The organism is Campylobacter concisus, assembly GCF_002912425.1.
Taxonomy (GTDB): domain Bacteria; phylum Campylobacterota; class Campylobacteria; order Campylobacterales; family Campylobacteraceae; genus Campylobacter_A; species Campylobacter_A concisus_AH.
This window is the reverse complement of sequence record NZ_POYR01000164.1, coordinates 15,915-33,668: the sequence shown is the minus strand read 5'-3', so window position 1 is coordinate 33,668 and position 17,754 is coordinate 15,915. Positions and strand designations below refer to the sequence as shown.

Below are 17,754 nucleotides of genomic sequence, written 5' to 3'. Positions count from 1 at the left end.
AAGATGAATTTAGGCGTGATATTTGGGGCAAAGAGTTTTGAGCATGAGATAAGCATAGTAAGCGCGATAGTTTTAAAAAACGTCCTAAAACAGGAGCTGAAATTTATATTTTGCGATGCAAACAGGGACTTTTACCTGATCGAGCAAAAAGATATGAGGGCAAATTTCTTTAGCTCTGGCAAATACAAAAGCTCAAAGAAGCTATCTTTAGCAAAGGGCGGCTTTTATGCGCACTCACTTTTTGGCGCAAATAAAGTTGAATGTGATGTCGTTATAAATTTGATCCACGGCATGGACGGAGAAGATGGCAAGATAGCGGCACTTTTTGACTTTTACGGGGTCAAATATATAGGTCCAAGGCTTGAAGCAAGCGCGCTTAGCTACAACAAAGAGCTTACTAAATTTCTAGCACAAAAGGCTGGTGTAAAGGCGCTTGACTATGAGATGCTAACTCGTCAAAGTGAGCCAAAATTTCACTATCCTATTATATTAAAGCCAGCAAGGCTAGGCAGCAGCATCGGCGTGAGCGTCGTGCATGATGATAGTGAGCTTGCCTACGCAAAAGACGTGGCGTTTGAATTTGACAAAGATGTTTTAGTAGAGCCCTTTATAAAAGGCGTCAAAGAGTATAACTTAGCTGGCTGCAGGATCGATGGAAAGATCAAATTTTCTATCGTCGAAGAGCCAAAAAAGAAAGAATTTCTTGACTACGAGCAAAAATATCTAAGTTTTTCAAATGAAAACAAGGTAAAAGAGGCAGAAATTTCTGAAGAGCTAAAACAAAAGCTTAAATTTAACTTTTCTAAAATTTATGATTGTGGATTTGACGGAGCGATCATTAGATGCGACTTTTTCGTGATAGATGACGAGGTCTATCTAAATGAGATCAATCCAAACCCAGGCAGCCTTGCAAACTATCTATTTGAGGACTTTGAGAGCACGCTAAATGCCCTTGCAAACTCACTTCCAAAAGAGCGTGAGATAAAGATTGATTATAAATTTATAAACTCTATCACTTCGGTAAAAGGTAGCGGCAAGCTCTAGTATTTAGCGATATATAAAGTAGTTTGTGATATTTTACGTAAAATTTTACATAAAGAGTGACAATGGTAACTTTTACAAAAGATGAAATTTATACAGCAACCGAGGTTGTTAGAAATTTTAGCTCAGTGCTTTCACGTGTGGGAGCTAGCGAGCTAAAGCGCGCTGTCATCGTTAAAAACAATAAATTTGAAGCAGTCCTTTTAAATATGGAGGAGTATGAGCGCCTTTGCGAAGCTGTAAGCGTGCTTGAGAGCATTTACGCTGCTAAAAAGAGAGAAAACGATGGCGAGTAGGGCAGTCAAATACGGCTCAGACGAGTACGAGATCAGCTACGAAGTAGTAAATCCAAAATGCAAAAAAGTAGTGCTCTTCTTGCACGGCTGGGGCGCAAACAAAGAGATAATGAAAAAGGCTTTTGGCTCATATCTAAGCGAGTTTTGTCACGTATATATCGACATGCCAGGCTTTGGCAAAAGCTCCATTTTTAAGCCTTTAAAAACAAGTGACTACGCAAAAATCATTGCAAATTTCTGTGACGAGCTTGGCATAAAACCAGACATCATCGCAGGACACAGCTTTGGTGGTAAGGTCGCAACACTTCTAAAACCACCATATCTAGTGCTTTTAAGCTCTGCTGGTATAGTCGTCAAAAAGCCATTTATCGTGCGAGCAAAGATAGCAATTTTTAAAATTTTAAAGATATTTGGCTTTGGTAAATTTTATAAACTCTTTGCCACAAAAGATGTGAGCGGTATGAGTAGAGTTATGTATGAAACCCTAAAAAACGTCGTTGATGAGGATTTTACAAAGCATTTTGCTGACTTTGGGGGCAGGGCTTTTATATTTTGGGGAGAAAATGACAAGGCAACGCCTGTAACAAGCGGCGAGAGCATAGATAGGCTTATCAAAAATAGCTCATTTTTCCCACTTAGTGGCGATCATTTTTTCTTTTTGCTCCACGCTAAATTTATAAGTGATGAGATAGAAAAAGGGATAAATTTTGAGCCAAATGAAGCAAAAAATGTCGTGCTAGATGACGATGAGAGCGGGATCGAGGAGATAAGATGAGTATATTTTTAAGTCTAAGCACAGTTTTATTTATCTTTGCACTTGCTTTTTATGTGATCACTTGCTTTCAGTGGTTTTCATATAGGCCTGAGCGCGTGCTCTTTCACTTCACAAAGCCCGCTTGGCATGTCTTTTTCTTCATCGTGCCGCTGGTGCTATTTTACACGACTGGCAAGTGGTTTTTTATCTACTTTTACTTTGCGCTTTTGCCAGCTCTTTATCTGTGGCATAAAAAACTTGATAAAAAGCTAGTCTTTACTGGTAGGATCAAGCACTTTTTTGTGATCCTTGCTTGCGCCATCATCTTAAATTACGCTTTAAATTTCATCATCCACAAGGCGTTTTTGGCTCCTATGCCGCTTTTTGTCTTGGTCGTGAGCCTATTTTTTAGTGAAATTTTAGAAAAAATCAAATTTCAAGGCTTTAAAAACAAGGCGCTTAAAAAACTAGGCGCAAACAAAGAGCTAAAGATCATTTTGATCACAGCAAGCTACGGCAAAACGAGCATCAAAAATTTCTTATTTGAAATTTTAAAAGATAGCTTTGCCTGTTATAAAACGCCTCGCAGCGTAAATACAATGGCTGGTATCATCAAAGATATCAATGAAAATTTAAGCGAGCAAACGCAAATTTACATCGCAGAAGCAGGCGCTAGGCTAAAGGGCGACATCCTAGAGATCACTAAATTTCTAAATCCGCAAATCGTCATCGTTGGCGAGATCGGCGCTCAGCACATAGAGTACTTTAAAACGCTTGATAATATCCGCGCGACAAAGCTCGAGGCGTTGCAAAGCGCTCGCTTACAAATGGCATTTTTACATAGCTCGACAAAAAAAGAGGCAAGCGAAAATGTGGAAATTTACGATGAAAATTTAAAAGATATAAATGCAAATTTAGATGGAATTTCATTTACGCTTGATGGTGAAAACTACGCCTCGCCACTACTTGGCAAATTTAACGCTACAAATTTAGCCGTTTGCATCAAGGTGGCAAGATACCTAAAAATGAGCGATGAGGCGATAAATAGTGCGCTATCTAAGATGAAAAACGTCGAGCACCGCCTAAGCAAGATCGAGGCTGGCGGCAAGCTAATAATCGATGATAGCTTTAATGGGAATTTCTCAGGCATGAGCGCAAGCTATGAGCTTGTAAGTACTTACGCTGGCAGAAAAGTGCTGCTAACGCCTGGTATCGTCGAGAGCGATGCAGAGCAAAATGCAAATTTAGCCAAGGTGATAAATGAAATTTTTGACCTAGTCATCATCACAAGCTCGCTAAACGCCCAAACTCTGCTAAAACATATCGTAAAGCCAAAGATCATCATCCTAAAGGACAAGAACAAAATGCAAGAAATTTTAGCCCAAAACACGCATGCTGGCGATCTTATACTATTTTCAAACGACGCACCGAGCTTTATATGAAAAAGATAGTTTTTTTAGCTCTAATCTTAAGCTTAGCCTCAGGCTTTGACATCGATGACTACGACAGGGGCAATGAGGCTAGAAGCGCCGGAGACTACGCAACTGCGTATGAAATTTTTTACGATGGTTGCGAGCAAAAAGATGTGCTTTCGTGCGAAGCTTTGGGCGATATGTTTGTAAATGAAGAGATAAACGAGCAGATGGATAGTGATCTAAAAAAGCACTCAAATATCGAGCTTGGAGTGAGCTATTTTATGAAAAGCTGCGACCTTGGCTATCAAAACGCCTGCGATGACGTCATAAGCCTAAGAGACGATCTAAACATCACCTTGCCATCTGGTGTTTACGAAAACGCCAAAGCTAGATATGACGAGCTTTTTGAAGAGTTTAAAGAGCAAGAGGCAAATAAGACTATGGAAAATTTAGAAGAGCAAAAGGCAAAAAAATAGTCAAATTTAACTTTGCGGGCAGGCTAAATTTCACATCAAATTTAAAATTTCAAATTTAAATTTGCCGCCTTTTTTGAAAGCGGCTAATACAAAATAGGCATAAAGACAAGCCACATCTTGCGTCAAAACTATGCACTTTTTATATAAGCAGGGTTAAATTTATACCGCGAGACAAAGTAGTTTTGGGGGTTGCTTTGCTTGTGGATTTTAAAATTTTTCTAAATTTTGCTTTCTCACGGCGCTACTGGCTAGAAAGATAGCCAATCATCAAATGGTTATGACAATGCTCAAGATACCAGCTATAAAGGTATTTACTCTGATTAGTCTAATGGCATTTTGCAGATATTCGTTTATAATGTTTGTAACTGCGTCAAGTGCCACACTGATTATGAAAATAAAAAGGACGGCGTGAGCTAAAAATGGCTAGTTTTAGCACTCCAAGCCAATAAAGTTGAGAGTGTATAGGCGTTTGCCTGCTTGGGCTTTAAGCTAAATTTGTCCCGTCATAAAGCGATTTACGCCAAGCGTACCAAAGATGAAGCTCCATACCAAAAAGACAAAGATAGATGGCTTTAAATTTAAGATAGCTATCTACCAGCTTATAAAGCCTTTTATAATAAAATTTTTAGCATTTTTAGCAGAGTGGTAAAATCCTTTGGCAACTTGCTTTGCAAATGATAAATTTGCGTTTTCTCGCTATTAATGTATGAAATTTGATTTAAATTTACTCATTCGCCAGATCCTCAGCTACTTTGGCAGCGAGTTTTAGCTTGTCACTATCAAAGTGTGTGTAAATTCGCGAGGTATTTAGGCTTGCATGCCCAAGGGCTTCTTGCACTAGCACAAGGTCTTTTTGCTTTTTATAAAGCATCGTTGCAAAGGTGTGGCGCAGCATATGAGCGCCGTTTTTCTCTTTTCTGATACCTGCTTTAAATAAAATTTGCTCCACTATGCGGCTAACATAAGCCTGCGTGAGCCTCGTGCCTTTTTTATTTATAAAAAGGTAGCCCTCTTTATTGATGTAGTTTATGGCGATTGCGTTTAGGTGAGCTTCGATTAGGTGGCGCTTTATCATAACGATGCGGTATTTGTTGCCTTTGCCACGAATTCTAATGATAAAAAGATCGCCATCTTCGGTGATATCTTTTCTCTTTAAATTTAGTGCCTCGCTCACACGAATGCCAGTAAAGATGATGATTTTTATGATGAGCTTGTTGCGGTTTGAGTTTTGCTTAAAGTCGCTCTCCTCGATCGCCTCAAGAAATTTCTTGACCTCCTCTTCGCCCATAAACTCAGGCAGCTTTTGCCCTTTGTTACCACTAACGCCGCCCCAGTTTTTTAAATTTATATCAAAAACATGAGCCTTGCCGTCTTCTTCGTTTTGCTTGTCTAAAAAGGCAAAGAAATTTATCACTGAAATTCTGTAGTTTTTCTTGCTCGCATCGCTTAGTCCGCCAGTTGTGCTTGCTAAAATTTCACTTAACAGCTCTTCATCTATCTGTTTTAGGCTGCCAAGCTCATAAAATTTCATCGTCTCGTATATCTTTTTAAGCGGATTAAAGTAGGTATTTATGCCAGTTAGTCCTGCATTTCTAGCGCTTTTTACCAGCCCATCAAGCTGCTCTATGTTTTTTATCTCGCGGCTTAGGGCGAAATTTACACTTGCAAGCGCTTTTGGGTCCCTTAGCTCCTTGTTTGAAAGCGAGCTAAGCTTAAATTTGACATAGCGAGTTAGCCAAAATATAAATGAGCTCTCAAAACTATCTTTGCAGTCAAGTGGAAATTTCATGCTTAAAGCGTTCTCTCTTTTATCACCCTGGCTGTTTCTATGGCGATCTCAAGCTCTTCGTTGGTTGGGATGATGAGCGTTTTTATCTTAGCGCCTTCTTCATCTATGCACCTCTCGCCTCGCTCGTTTGAGAAATTTAGCTCGTGGTTGATGTGGATGCCAAGATGCTTTAGATCGTCACAAATTTTTTGCCTTGTATTTGGCGCATTTTCGCCGATGCCGCCAGTAAATATAAGCGCATCAACGCGCCCCAAAATGGCGTAGTATGAGCCGATATACTTTTTCACTCGGTAGCAAAACATATCAAATGCAAGCTTTGCGCGCTCGTCGTTTTGCATCTTAGCTACGACCTCTCTCATGTCGCTTGAGCCACAAATTCCAAAAAGTCCGCTCTTTTTATTTAAGAAGTTATCGATCTCGTTCCACTTTAAAACGCCGATATTTAGTAGGTAGATGACTACGGCTGGGTCCATATCGCCGCTTCTTGTGCCCATTATGAGACCTTCAAGTGGACTAAGACCCATCGAGGTGTCGATGCTTTTGCCATTTTGCACAGCACAAGCTGAGGCGCCGTTGCCTAAGTGAAGCGAGATAGCGTTAAATTTATCAAACTCTATGCCAAGCATTTTTGCCGCTTGCTTACAGACATATCTGTGCGATGTGCCGTGAAAGCCATATTTTCTGATGTGATGAGCCTTGCAAACATCGTAGGGTAGGGCGTAGCGGTAGGCGTACTCTGGCATGCTTTGATGAAAAACTGTGTCAAAAACGACCACGTGAGGGACATTTTTACTCTCTTTCATCGCATTTTTGATGCCAGCAAGGTGACCTGGGTTGTGAAGTGGGGCAAGAGGGCTTATCTCCTCGATCTTTTTGATGACGCTCTCATCAACTATCATCGAGCTAAAAAAGCTCTCGCCGCCGTGCACTATCCTGTGTCCGATGCCGTCAAGCTCACTTAGATCGTGCAAGGTGTTTGAAGTGACAAATAGCTCGTTCATCGCTTCAAGTCCGTCGTGGTGGTCTTTTATAAAGCGTTTTATCTCATAAACTTCGCCATTTGCTTTTAGCACTGCCCTTGAGCTAGAGCTGCCGATTTGCTCGACTAGACCGCTTGCTAGGCTTGTTTTTGTCTGCATTTCAAAAAGTTGAAATTTTATCGAGCTGCTACCTGAGTTTAAAACTAAAATTCTCATATCACTCTCCTGCTTGTATCGCGCTTATTAAGATGGTATTTACCACGTCTTCGACGAGACAGCCGCGGCTTAGGTCATTTACTGGTTTTTTTAGCCCTTGAAGGATTGGGCCCACAGCTAGGGCGTTTGCGCTTCGTTGGACTGCTTTGTAGCAGATGTTTCCGCAGTTTAAATTTGGAAATATAAATACATTTGCCTGCCCAGCGACATCGGAATTTGGCATCTTTTTACTAGCCACGCTTAGATCAACCGCCGCGTCAAACTGAATTGGCGCTGCGATCTTTAAATTCGCATCAAGCTCGCTTGCTTTTTTGGCAGTCTCTTTTACAAACTCCACATCAGCCCCGCTGCCACTATCAGCTGTTGAGTAGCTCAGCATAGCGATCTTTGGGTTAAGCCCAAAGGCACTTGCCGTTTGAGCGCTGCTTAGCGTGATGCTAGCTAGCTCATCGCTGCTTGGATTTGGCGTGACGGCGCAGTCTGCAAAGAGTAAAATTTCTTCTTCAAGCGCCATGAAAAATGCCCCGCTTACGACGCTTACATTTGGCTTTGTTTTTATGATCTGAAGGGCTGGGCGGATAGTATCAGCCGTGCTCATCGTAGCGCCACTTACTAAAGCATCTGCTATGCCTTCATGTATTAGCATCGTGGCAAAGTAAATTTTATCTTTCGCAAGCGCATTTGCCTTGGCTTTATCAACGCCTTTATGTTTTCTTAGCTCATAAATTTTCTTTGCAAACTCATCTGTTAGCTCATTTTGCGCAGGGTTTAACACTTTGGCTTTGCTTAAATTTAGCCCCAAAGTGGCTGCCTTTTTTGAAATTTCGCTCTCAAGCCCAAGCAAGATGATATTTGCTGCACCTTTTTCTAGCACGATGTGAGCTGCTTTTAAAATTCTCTCATCATCACTTTCAGGCAAAACGACTGTCTTGTTTGCCGCTTTGGCTCTTTTTAGAAGCAAGCTTTGAAATTTAAATGGCGTGATGATCTCGTGCTCATAGCTTAAAATTTCATCAAATTTATTAGTTACTAGAAGTTTTGAGTTTAAATTTAGCGCCCTTAGCTCGTTTGCGTTTTCATCAAAGATTGGAGCGTTTAAATTTCTAGCTAGCTTTAAATTTAGCTCGCTCTTGCCAAAGACGCTAAAGCCCTCACAGCCAACGACTACGACAAAGTCGCTCTTGGCCTTTAACTCTTCAAATTTATCTATAAATTTTAAAAAAAACTCTTTTTCATTTAAATTTATTAGATTTTTTTTGTCATTTTCGTCTGGAGTTATCTTAAAGATCTCAACTTTTTTGAATTTTGTAGCTATAATTTCCTGCAAATATGCTAGATTTTTGTCTGAAAAAATGTAACAACTTTTCATTTGTGACCTTTTTGGGAACTTAAATTGCTTAATCTTAGCACAAAGATACTTATTTTAAGGCATTTTATGAACTATAAAAAGATTTGGCTCGTCACATTTGCGGGCATTTTTTACACAGGTTGCACCCCAAGTGCAGATCCTCACATCAATATGAAACCTCCAGTGTATGTCGAGCAACTCCCTTCAAAAGACAGTGGTAGCGGTCAAAGTAATGCTGGTAGCCTCTTTGGCAAGGGCGACAACCCTCTATTTTCAGATAGAAAGGCGATGAATGTAAATGACATCGTAACCATCGTCATCTCTGAAAACGCAAGTCAAATTTCAAGCGGTAGTAAAAGCACCAACAAAGATAGCACCATTTCGCTTGGTGGCGGCGTTTTCACAGCTGGAGCCGCGCCGCTCTCAACCGTGGCTGAAAATCTGAACAAATACGGCGACATCGGCTTTAAAGCAGGTGGCGGCAATAAATTTACAGGTAGTGGCACGAGCAACAGAAGCGAGAAATTTACCGCGACCATCTCAGCTAGGATCATCAAGATCTTAAATAACGGCAACTACTTCATCGAAGGCAGCCGCGAGCTACTAATAAATGGCGAAAAGCAGATCATGCAAGTAAGTGGCGTCATCAGACCTTACGACATCTCGCAAAACAACGAAATCGACTCAAAATACATAGCTGATGCCAAAATTTTGTATAAAACTGAGGGCGAGCTAGACAAATCAACCAAAAAACCTTGGGGCACAAGACTTATGGAGGCCATCTGGCCATTTTAATGCAAATTTAAAAGCCTAAATTTAACCCATTTAGGCTTTTGTAATTTTATACCTTAAATTTCACTCTTTTTATAAACACTAAATTATATTTTTTTAAAAATTATTAAAAATTTAATTGATATTTACTTTCAGAAAAATAGAATTTTTGCCATATCATTTCTCAAAATAGGATCAATTCTCACTAAATATTATTTTTTAACATATTTTAAGATTATTGATTTCAAGGCATTTAAAATTTTATTTTAAAATTTGTTTAAATATAACTACTAATATTATAAAATAATTTTACTCTTTTTAAAACAAAGATACTATACATATAAAACAAATTTCAAATGAAGGAGCTTATATGAACAATGACTTGCGTCAAAAGATAGATAGACGCTTAAGCGAACTTAGTGCTTTGCCTAAGATGAAAAATGACACTAGTATTGCGCAGCTTTTAAAAGACAAGGGCTTTACTAGGCGTGATTTTATGAAGTGGGCTGGTGCGATGACAGCTTTTATGGCATTGCCAAGTGCGATGACGCCGATGGTTGCTCGCGCTGCTGAGCTAAGCGATAGGCTCCCAGTGATATGGCTTCACATGGCAGAATGCACTGGCTGTAGCGAGGGCTTGCTAAGAACTGACGCTCCAAGCATAGATAGCCTTATATTTGACTACATAAGCCTTGAATACCACGAAACTATCATGGCGGCTGCTGGCTGGCAGGCTGAAGAAAATTTAGAGCATGCGATAGAAAAATATAAGGGCAGATATATCCTACTAGTTGAAGGTGGTGTGCCAACGGGAGCTACTGAGCACTTTTTAACAGTCGGACCTCACGGCACAACAGGCAAAACTCACGCTGTAAATGCCTCTGCTAATGCTGCTGCTATCTTTGCCATTGGCACCTGTTCTAGCTTTGGCGGTGTTCAAGCTGCAAGGCCAAATCCAACAAATGCAGTCGGACTTTCAAAGGTGACAGATAAACCAGTCATAAACGTGCCAGGCTGCCCTCCAAGCGAGAAAAACATCGTTGGCAACGTGCTTCACTACTTGCTATTTGGCACTTTGCCTGCGCTTGATGTTTATAACAGACCAAAATGGGCTTATGGCTTAAGAATTCACGATCTTTGCGAGAGACGTGGTCACTTTGATGCAGGTGAGTTTGTCCAAAGCTTTGGCGACGAGGGCGCAAAAAATGGCTACTGCTTATACAAAGTAGGCTGTAAAGGCCCATATACATTTAACAACTGCTCACGCGAGAGATTTAATCAACACACATCATGGCCAGTTCAAGCAGGTCACGGCTGTATAGGCTGCTCAGAGCCAGACTTCTGGGATACGATGGGGCCGTTTGAAGAGCCGATGGCAGATAGGTTATTTGACACTGTTTTGGGGCTTGGCGCTGATAATGTAAGTGATAAAATAGGCATTGGAATTTTAGCACTTGCTGGTGTTGGTATAGCGGCTCACGCTGCACTAGCTTGTATGAGTAAAGATAAAGAATAAGGCAAAAAAATGAGTGAAAAAAGAATAGTAATAGACCCTATAACACGTATCGAAGGGCACTTAAGAATAGAAGTCGTAGTCGATGAAAACAACGTTGTCAAAGAGGCTTACTCTGGTTCAACTCTTTGGAGAGGCTTAGAGCAGATAGTAAAAAACAGAGACCCAAGAGATGCTGGCTTTTTCATGCAAAGAATTTGCGGTGTTTGCACATACTCGCACTACCGAGCAGGCATAGTCGCAGTTGAGGATGCCCTTGGCATCAAGCCTCCGCTAAATGCAGAGCTAACTAGAACGCTTATGAACGCAGCTTTATATCTTCACGATCACATCGTGCACTTTTATCAGCTTCACGGCATGGACTGGGCAGACGTCGTCTCTGCACTAAGCGCAGACGTGCATAAGGCTAGCGAGGAGGCGTTTAAATACACAAGCACGCCATTTGCCACGGGAGCAGATAAGCTAAAAGAGGTAAAAGAGAGGGTTGAAGCCTTTGTTAAAAAGGGCAACCTTGGACCATTTGCCAACGCATACTGGGGACATAGCACATATAAATTTACTCCTGAGCAAAATTTAATCGTCCTCTCTCACTACCTAGAATGCCTTAGAATCCAAAGAACAGCAGCTCAGATGATGGCTATCTTCGGTGCGAAAAACCCACACCCACAAAGCCTAACAGTTGGTGGCGTGACTTGCGTGATGGATCTTATGGATCCAGCTAGAATGGGCGAATATATGAGCAAATTTGCCGAGATAAAAGAATTTGTAGATAGAGCTTACTACCCAGATATCTTGATGGCGGCTAAGGCTTATGCAAACGAGCCAAGCGTTTTAAACGACGTTGGCGTATCAAATTTATTCTGTTACGATGAGTTTTTGATCGGCAAAAATGACCATCTATTTAAAGGTGGCATCATCTTAAATGGCGATCTTAGCAAGGTATATGACATAGACGAAGAGAAGATCACAGAAGAGGCGACAAGAGCTTGGTATAAAAATGACAAAGCACTTCACCCTTATGACGGCGAGACCGAGGCAAACTACACAGGCCTTGTTGATGGCGAGAGCATAGACGGCGAGGGCAAGCTAGCTCACAGCAAGCTTTTTGACACAAAGGGTAAATATAGCTGGATCAAAGCGCCAAGATATGACGGCATGCCTATGCAAGTAGGACCGATCGCAAGCATCGTCATAAACTACGCTAAAGGCAACGAGAGAGTTAAAAAGGTAGTCGATGAGTTTTTAGCAAAGAGTGGCTTGCCACTAAGCGCGGTCTTTTCAACTCTAGGCAGGACTGCTGCTCGTATGCTTGAAGCAAAAGTGGTCGCAGAGCACACAATGGACGCATTTAATGCCTTGATCGAAAATTTAAAGACAGATCAAGAGACCTGCGCAAAATATGTCATAGACAATAGCAAAGAGTATAAAGGTCACTTCAAAGGTAACGCTCCAAGAGGTGCGCTAAGCCACTGGTGCCGCATAAAAGATGGCGTCATCTCAAACTGGCAAGCAGTCGTGCCAAGCACATGGAACGCCTCTCCAAAAGACGCCAAAGGTCAAATGGGAAGTTACGAGGCGTGCTTAGTTGGTTTAAAGATCGCTGATCTTTCAAAACCACTTGAGATAATACGAAAAATTCACTCTTACGACCCTTGCATCGCGTGTGCCGTGCATGTTATGGATACGAAGGGAAATGATTTGAGTACTTATAAGATAAATCCAAATTTGTAAGGAGAAAAGATGTCACATAAAAATCCTGACAGGATCAGCGAATATGAATTCTCCATCGGCGTTAGGCTGACACACTGGATTAGATTTGTAGCTATCACGCTTTTGGTGGTTAGCGGCTACTACATCTCTTATGTCTTTATGAGTCCAGAGATCACGAGCGAGCCTACAAATTTCATGCAAGCAAAGTGGCGTTTGGCTCACCAGGTCGCTGGCTTTGTGCTAATAGCGGTATTTATCTTTAAATTCTATCTATTTGTCTTTGATAAACATAGCAAAAAAGAGTGGATGAGCGTGCTTGACTTTTTAAGTCCAAAAGTTTGGATAGCGCAGATAAAGTATTACATTTTTATGGGGCCGCACCCGCATTTAAGGGGCGTTTATAACCCATTGCAGTTTGCCTCATACTTTTTCTTTTACGTCATCTTGGCACTCATTTGCCTAACTGGCCTAGTGCTTTACGCTCACGTTTATCACAATGGACTTGGCGGAGCGATCTACGAGCCAGCGAGATACTTTGAAGAGCTTATGGGCGGTCTAGCAAACGTTAGAACGATACATAGAATTTGCATGTGGATCATCATGATATTTGTGCCAATTCACGTTTATATGGCGATATTTAACGCCGTTAAAGGTAAAAATGGAGCGATGGACGCCATCGTTAGTGGCTATAAATTTGTAAAAGAACACTGATGAGAGTGCTAGTTCTTGGCATTGGCAACGTGATGTTTGCTGATGAGGGCATAGGTGTTCATTTTGTAAATTTGATGGCTAAAAACTATAAATTTACAAGTTCTAAAAACGAGCTTACTCTAATGGACGGGGGCACTTTAGCCCTCGCTCTAACTCACATAATAAGCGAATTTGACTATCTTATCGTCGTTGATTGCATTAGCGCAAATGGCGCAAGCGTGGGCGATGTCTATTTTTTCGACTTTCTAAACGTACCAAATTTTATCAGCTGGGACGGCTCGGCTCACGAGATCGAGATGCTCCAAACCCTTCATCTAATGGAGCTTGCAGGCGACAGGCCGACAACTAAAATCTTAGGCATCGTACCTAGCCGCATAGAATCATCAAATTTTAGCCTCTCAGATGAAGTTATAAAAGCTTCTAACATCCTAGAAAAAACGCTACTTGAACACTTAAGAGAGCTTGATTTTAAGTGCGAAAAGGTGGCAAATTTCACCCTAAACGACACCCTCGATGACTACGCCAAAAAAGGTTTAAAATGATACTTGCTTTTAAATTTGACTGCTTTAAAGACCCAGCCTTTTTAGCGCCATTTTTACGCTCATTAGCTAAAGATCTTAAGCACTCTATAAGCTGCAAAGATGATCAAATTTGCCTAAAAGTAAGTGGCTCTGTCGAGGAGCTTAGCGCTCTAGCAGACAGAGCTAGCGTCATCTTGCCTTATAGCCTTTTTATAAAGCATAGCGAGGTTGATACAGCAGATGAGCTTGACATGGCAGGTGAAATTAAAAAGATAAAATTTGGCACGCTTAGCCCATCTCAAGCGGCGGCATTTTTGGCTAATGGCAAGGCTATTTTAAATGAAAGCGGCGCGCTTGCTTTGAGTAAATTTGATGGCGAGATAACGCTTGATAATTTTTATGAAAAGCTAAAAACCTGCCTAAATTTATTAAAAAATGGTAAGAGCGTTTGCATAGAGCAAGATGAAAATTTATATGAAATTTCTCTTGGGGTAAAATTTGATGCAAATTTCTTGATGCCTGTAAATTTAAAGCAGCTACCAAAAATTTTTATAGCTGGTGATAGGGCACAGATCGCGCTTGCTAGCTTTGAAAAGCCACTTTTGGCACTAAAAACGACAGCTATTTATAGGCAAAACCACGAGGGCGCACCGCCATTTTTTGATGTGATGGCGCCAAATGATCTTTTTCTTTACGCCCTTTGCGAGCAGCTAAACAAAGAGGACTTTAGCTTTTTAAGCGTTGCCATAAAGGAGCAAAAAAGCGCTCTTTCAAGGCTTGCTTTGCTTGAAAACAGCGCACTTTTAAGCCCGTTTTTTTACACAAAAAATAAGGAATTTGAGCTTGAGAGTTTGGGCGAAGTGGCTTTGGGGCTAAAATTTAGCAAATTTAGCGATGATGAAATTTACCTGCTTTCAAAATCAAGCAAAACGCAGCTTCTATTTTTACCAAAATTTAGTAGCTTTGAAGAAATTTATGAGCTCATAAGGGCTGATGAGGGCGGCGAAAGACTACTTGAAAACTTTAGCAAAGAGCGCGACTTGCCAAGTGGTAAATTTAGCTCAAACGCTAGCTTTTTCTCACTATTTTGTATAGCTGGACGGATTTTAGGCTTGAGCGATGAGTTTGAAAAAGCAGGGGAGAATTTGCTTCTTATGGCAGCTGATTTTAGCGGTCAAAAAGGCGTTAGGATCGATTATAAAATGAAAGATAACTTTGGTTTAGACGTGGTTAAGTTTGTAAAAAGTATCATTTCATTTATCCTTGCTGGCGCTGGAGAGAAGAATATCAGTTTTGGTTGCACCGAGTCTTTGGCGCATTTTTTGAGCGATTTTAGCTATGAAAAACGAGATAAATTTAAGATTAAAAATGTTACTTTAAGCGGGGATTTATTTTACAATAAGGTAGTTAGCAACTTGATAAAAAAGCACCTAAACCCAAATATAAAAACAAATTTTGACCCCGGATTTGGCATTGAGATCAAGCTTTAGATATGAGATCAAAGGCTTAGTTCAAGGCGTTGGTTTTAGACCTTTTGTCTATACTTTGGCGCATAAATTTAAGCTCGTTGGCGAAATTTACAATGATGATGAGGGCGTGAAGCTAAATTTTAGCGGCGAAGAGGCTAGCTTTTTGGCTTTTGAAAAAGAGCTTTATGAGAAGCTGCCAGCCCTTGCTAGGATCGATGAGCTAAAGAAATTTAAGATAGATCAAATTTATGAAAAGCTTGAGATAATCGCCTCAAAATCAGCCACCAAACAAGCGCCTATCTTGCCTGATTACGCACTTTGCGATGACTGCTTGCGCGAGTTTTATGACCCAACAAATCCACGCTACAAATATCCATTTATAAACTGCACCAACTGCGGACCGAGATTTTCGATCATTAAAGCCTTGCCCTATGACAGGGTGAATACGACGATGAACGAGTTTAAGATGTGCGAATTTTGTGGGGGCGAATACAAAGACCCGCTTAATCGCCGCTACCACGCAGAGCCGATCTCTTGCCCAAACTGCGGACCAAAGCTCTATTTAAAAGATAAATTTGGCAAAGTCTTGGCTAGTGGGAACGAAGCGGCAAAAGAGGCGGCTAGGCTCATAAACGAGGGCAAAATTTTAGCCATTAAAGGTCTTGGTGGCTTTCATCTAGTTTGCGACGCGACAAATGAAGCCGCAGTTTGCGAGCTAAGAGCCAGAAAGCACCGCCCAAGCAAGCCCTTTGCTCTGATGAGTAAAAATTTGCAAAACGCTAGAAAAATAGCGCAAATTTCAGAGGCGGAGGCGAAGCTTCTTAGCTCAAATTTAAAGCCAATCGTCCTACTGGAGGCAAAAAACGGCTCAAATATCGCAAAAAGCGTCGCTCCAAATTTAAATAAGCTTGGCGTTATGCTCGCATTTAGCGGCATACATCTTTTGCTATTTGATTATTTAGAACACGACATCATCGCAACTAGCGCAAACATCTCAGGCGAGGTTGTGATAAAAGATGAGAGCGAGCTAAGAGAAAAACTAGGCGAGGTTATAGACTTCTATCTTGATCACGACCGAGAAATTTACTCGCCAAGTGACGATAGTATCGCATTTTGCGTTGGTGATGAAGTGATTTTTACAAGGACAAGTCGCGGGCTAAATCCAAATTTCATCCATACAAATTTTAAGCAAAAAGGGACATTTTTAGCCCTTGGAGCGGAGCTAAAAAGCTCATTTTGTATCTACAAAGACGGACTTTTGATGGTTAGTCCATATATCGGTGACCTAAAAAACGTGGCGACTTTTGATAGGTTTAAGGACATTTTCACCCTTTTTGAAACGACTTATGATCTAAAAATAGACAAAGTTATAGCTGATCTTCATCCAAATTTTTTAAATACAAAATGGGCGAAGGATCAGGGCTTTGAGCTAGTTCATCTGCAGCACCACTATGCGCACTTGCTAAGCGTGATCTTTGAAAATGATTTGCCAGACAAAGAGTATCTTGGCTTTTGTTTTGACGGTACTGGATACGCAGAGGATGGCAAAATTTGGGGTGGCGAGGTCTTTAGGCTTGATAAAAAGAGTTACGAGAGAGTTTATCATTTTGATGAATTTAGCTTATTTGGCGGCGAAAATAGCATAAAAAATATCTACCTCATCGCTTATTCTATTATTTTGAAGTATCAGCTTGAGGACGAGGGGCATAAATTTTTAGTAAATTTTGATGAAAAGGTGCTTAGAAATTTCAAGATGATGGAGCAAAAGGGGCTAAATTTAGTAAAAACTAGCTCGGTTGGTAGGATTTTTGACGCGTTTGGTGCGATAATATGTGGCATTTCTCACTCAAGCTTTGAGGGCGAGAGTGGCATGAGGCTTGAGGCGCTTTATGATAAAAATTTAGATGCGTGTTACAAATTTAGCCTAAATGACGGAGTTATCGGCTTTAAATATGCCTTTAAAAGTGCTTTAAAAGATGAGCCAAGAGTGGCGGCAACGGCATTTATAAATGGCATGGCTGATATTATTTTTGAAATTTCTAAAAATGAGAAAAAAGAGATTTTATTAAGTGGTGGAGTTTTTCAAAATAAGACTTTGCTTGAGCTTATTTACAAAAAATTTACTAAAGTAAATTTGAAATTTTATATCAATAAGAAATTCTGCAGTAACGATTCTAACGTAAATTTAGGGCAAATTTATTATTATTTATCCACATTTTCTGAGAAGTGATGTATAATGATTATAAACGGTAATCAAACGAGAAAGGAGCAAAAAATGGATAGTGTTATACGTTTTAGTGTCTCTTTGCCTAGTCAATTACTAGACGAACTAGATAGAAAAGTTAGCGAACAAGGCTACGCTTCTAGGAGTGAATTTACAAGGGATTTGATCCGTGAAAAGATCGTAAGCGATAGCTGGAAGGATGCTAACGAGGAGTTGATTGGGGTTTTGACGCTCATTTATGTGCATCATCACAACGATTTGGTGAATAAAAAAATGGATATCGAGCATGACTCTGATGTGAAGATCATCTGCACAAATCACGTTCATGTCGATCACCACAACTGCTTAGAAACGATCTCGATAAGAGGTGAAGCTAGCAAGATAGAGCGCTTTGCTGATAGGATTGCTGGCTTAAAGGGTGTTAAGTTTTCTAAACTTACAAAGGCCGCTGTGCCTAAATTTTAAGCTAAAAGCTTTTTTGGCTCTTAATTTAGGTTTTTTGTAAATAGCTAGCAGCGCT

16 protein-coding genes are annotated in these 17,754 nt (G+C 40.5%); 13 read left to right on the top strand and 3 right to left on the bottom strand.

Going from position 1 to position 17,754, the window contains the following annotated elements; genetic code table 11:
- Window positions 1-3: 3 nt before the first annotated feature.
- The 5 genes from CYP84_RS08865 to CYP84_RS08845 all read left to right on the top strand — a co-directional run bounded on the left by CYP84_RS08865 (window position 4) and on the right by CYP84_RS08845 (window position 3,982).
- Window positions 4-1,044: a D-alanine--D-alanine ligase gene (locus CYP84_RS08865; protein WP_103557996.1), complete on the top strand. Its 1,041-nt coding sequence runs from the start codon at window positions 4-6 to the stop codon at window positions 1,042-1,044.
- Between the two features lie 62 nt (window positions 1,045-1,106).
- Window positions 1,107-1,337: a type II toxin-antitoxin system Phd/YefM family antitoxin gene (locus CYP84_RS08860; RefSeq protein WP_002942153.1), complete on the top strand. Its 231-nt coding sequence runs from the start codon at window positions 1,107-1,109 to the stop codon at window positions 1,335-1,337.
- Entirely contained in the window at window positions 1,327-2,112 is a 786-nt protein-coding gene (locus tag CYP84_RS08855) for an alpha/beta fold hydrolase (protein ID WP_103557995.1), read from the top strand. Before CYP84_RS08860 ends, CYP84_RS08855 begins: the two co-directional genes overlap by 11 nt.
- Window positions 2,109-3,533, top strand: coding sequence for a Mur ligase family protein (locus CYP84_RS08850; RefSeq protein ID WP_103637302.1), 1,425 nt, complete (start codon window positions 2,109-2,111; stop codon window positions 3,531-3,533). The genes CYP84_RS08855 and CYP84_RS08850 overlap by 4 nt, the downstream gene beginning before the upstream one ends.
- Window positions 3,530-3,982 (top strand): hypothetical protein, encoded by a 453-nt coding sequence (locus CYP84_RS08845; protein WP_103637301.1) that lies wholly within the window; start codon window positions 3,530-3,532, stop codon window positions 3,980-3,982. The genes CYP84_RS08850 and CYP84_RS08845 overlap by 4 nt, the downstream gene beginning before the upstream one ends.
- Before the next feature lie 724 nt (window positions 3,983-4,706).
- On the opposite strand, the gene CYP84_RS08840 is transcribed toward CYP84_RS08845, so the two are convergent.
- The 3 genes from CYP84_RS08840 to pta are packed head-to-tail and all read right to left on the bottom strand — an operon-like array spanning window position 4,707 to window position 8,336.
- Window positions 4,707-5,771: a tyrosine-type recombinase/integrase gene (locus CYP84_RS08840; RefSeq protein ID WP_103637300.1), complete on the bottom strand. Its 1,065-nt coding sequence runs from the start codon at window positions 5,769-5,771 to the stop codon at window positions 4,707-4,709.
- A 2-nt stretch (window positions 5,772-5,773) separates the two neighbouring features.
- Window positions 5,774-6,967 carry an acetate kinase gene (locus CYP84_RS08835; protein ID WP_103557990.1) on the bottom strand — a complete coding sequence of 398 codons (1,194 nt, stop codon included), beginning with the start codon at window positions 6,965-6,967 and terminating at the stop codon, window positions 5,774-5,776.
- 1 nt (window position 6,968) lies between these two features.
- A complete protein-coding gene (pta, locus tag CYP84_RS08830; RefSeq protein WP_103637299.1) occupies window positions 6,969-8,336 on the bottom strand; it encodes a phosphate acetyltransferase in 1,368 nt (455 codons plus the stop codon).
- Window positions 8,337-8,402: 66 nt separating this feature from the next.
- On the opposite strand from pta, the gene flgH reads away from it, so the two are divergent.
- The 8 genes from flgH (at window position 8,403) to nikR (ending at window position 17,699) form a co-directional block, all read left to right on the top strand.
- On the top strand, window positions 8,403-9,110 hold the full coding sequence (flgH, locus tag CYP84_RS08825; protein WP_087580128.1) for a flagellar basal body L-ring protein FlgH: 708 nt from the start codon (window positions 8,403-8,405) through the stop codon (window positions 9,108-9,110).
- A gap of 346 nt (window positions 9,111-9,456) precedes the next feature.
- Window positions 9,457-10,602, top strand: coding sequence for a hydrogenase small subunit (locus CYP84_RS08820; protein WP_103637298.1), 1,146 nt, complete (start codon window positions 9,457-9,459; stop codon window positions 10,600-10,602).
- A 9-nt stretch (window positions 10,603-10,611) separates the two neighbouring features.
- On the top strand, window positions 10,612-12,330 hold the full coding sequence (locus CYP84_RS08815; protein ID WP_103637297.1) for a nickel-dependent hydrogenase large subunit: 1,719 nt from the start codon (window positions 10,612-10,614) through the stop codon (window positions 12,328-12,330).
- Between the two features lie 9 nt (window positions 12,331-12,339).
- A complete protein-coding gene (cybH, locus tag CYP84_RS08810; protein ID WP_021089089.1) occupies window positions 12,340-13,020 on the top strand; it encodes a Ni/Fe-hydrogenase, b-type cytochrome subunit in 681 nt (226 codons plus the stop codon).
- Window positions 13,020-13,562: a HyaD/HybD family hydrogenase maturation endopeptidase gene (locus CYP84_RS08805; RefSeq protein WP_103637296.1), complete on the top strand. Its 543-nt coding sequence runs from the start codon at window positions 13,020-13,022 to the stop codon at window positions 13,560-13,562. Before cybH ends, CYP84_RS08805 begins: the two co-directional genes overlap by 1 nt.
- The gene (locus CYP84_RS08800) at window positions 13,559-15,031 is read left to right on the top strand and encodes a hypothetical protein (protein WP_103637295.1); all 1,473 of its coding nucleotides are present in this window, start codon (window positions 13,559-13,561) and stop codon (window positions 15,029-15,031) included. The genes CYP84_RS08805 and CYP84_RS08800 overlap by 4 nt, the downstream gene beginning before the upstream one ends.
- The gene (gene hypF, locus CYP84_RS08795) at window positions 15,015-17,240 is read left to right on the top strand and encodes a carbamoyltransferase HypF (protein ID WP_103637294.1); all 2,226 of its coding nucleotides are present in this window, start codon (window positions 15,015-15,017) and stop codon (window positions 17,238-17,240) included. The genes CYP84_RS08800 and hypF overlap by 17 nt, the downstream gene beginning before the upstream one ends.
- 45 nt (window positions 17,241-17,285) lie before the next feature.
- Window positions 17,286-17,699, top strand: a complete 414-nt coding sequence (nikR, locus tag CYP84_RS08790) for a nickel-responsive transcriptional regulator NikR (protein ID WP_009293882.1) — start codon at window positions 17,286-17,288, stop codon at window positions 17,697-17,699.
- Window positions 17,700-17,754 lie beyond the last annotated feature (55 nt).

Coding starts and splice junctions, on each gene's coding strand:
- flgH (WP_087580128.1), top strand. CDS start 8,403: ATGAACTATAAAAAGATTTGGCTCGTCACATTTGCGGGCATTTTTTAC.
- CYP84_RS08840 (WP_103637300.1), bottom strand. CDS start 5,771: ATGAAATTTCCACTTGACTGCAAAGATAGTTTTGAGAGCTCATTTATA.
- pta (WP_103637299.1), bottom strand. CDS start 8,336: ATGAAAAGTTGTTACATTTTTTCAGACAAAAATCTAGCATATTTGCAG.
- CYP84_RS08805 (WP_103637296.1), top strand. CDS start 13,020: ATGAGAGTGCTAGTTCTTGGCATTGGCAACGTGATGTTTGCTGATGAG.
- CYP84_RS08865 (WP_103557996.1), top strand. CDS start 4: ATGAATTTAGGCGTGATATTTGGGGCAAAGAGTTTTGAGCATGAGATA.
- nikR (WP_009293882.1), top strand. CDS start 17,286: ATGGATAGTGTTATACGTTTTAGTGTCTCTTTGCCTAGTCAATTACTA.
- CYP84_RS08850 (WP_103637302.1), top strand. CDS start 2,109: ATGAGTATATTTTTAAGTCTAAGCACAGTTTTATTTATCTTTGCACTT.
- CYP84_RS08855 (WP_103557995.1), top strand. CDS start 1,327: ATGGCGAGTAGGGCAGTCAAATACGGCTCAGACGAGTACGAGATCAGC.
- CYP84_RS08835 (WP_103557990.1), bottom strand. CDS start 6,967: ATGAGAATTTTAGTTTTAAACTCAGGTAGCAGCTCGATAAAATTTCAA.
- CYP84_RS08800 (WP_103637295.1), top strand. CDS start 13,559: ATGATACTTGCTTTTAAATTTGACTGCTTTAAAGACCCAGCCTTTTTA.
- CYP84_RS08845 (WP_103637301.1), top strand. CDS start 3,530: ATGAAAAAGATAGTTTTTTTAGCTCTAATCTTAAGCTTAGCCTCAGGC.
- CYP84_RS08820 (WP_103637298.1), top strand. CDS start 9,457: ATGAACAATGACTTGCGTCAAAAGATAGATAGACGCTTAAGCGAACTT.
- CYP84_RS08860 (WP_002942153.1), top strand. CDS start 1,107: ATGGTAACTTTTACAAAAGATGAAATTTATACAGCAACCGAGGTTGTT.
- CYP84_RS08815 (WP_103637297.1), top strand. CDS start 10,612: ATGAGTGAAAAAAGAATAGTAATAGACCCTATAACACGTATCGAAGGG.
- cybH (WP_021089089.1), top strand. CDS start 12,340: ATGTCACATAAAAATCCTGACAGGATCAGCGAATATGAATTCTCCATC.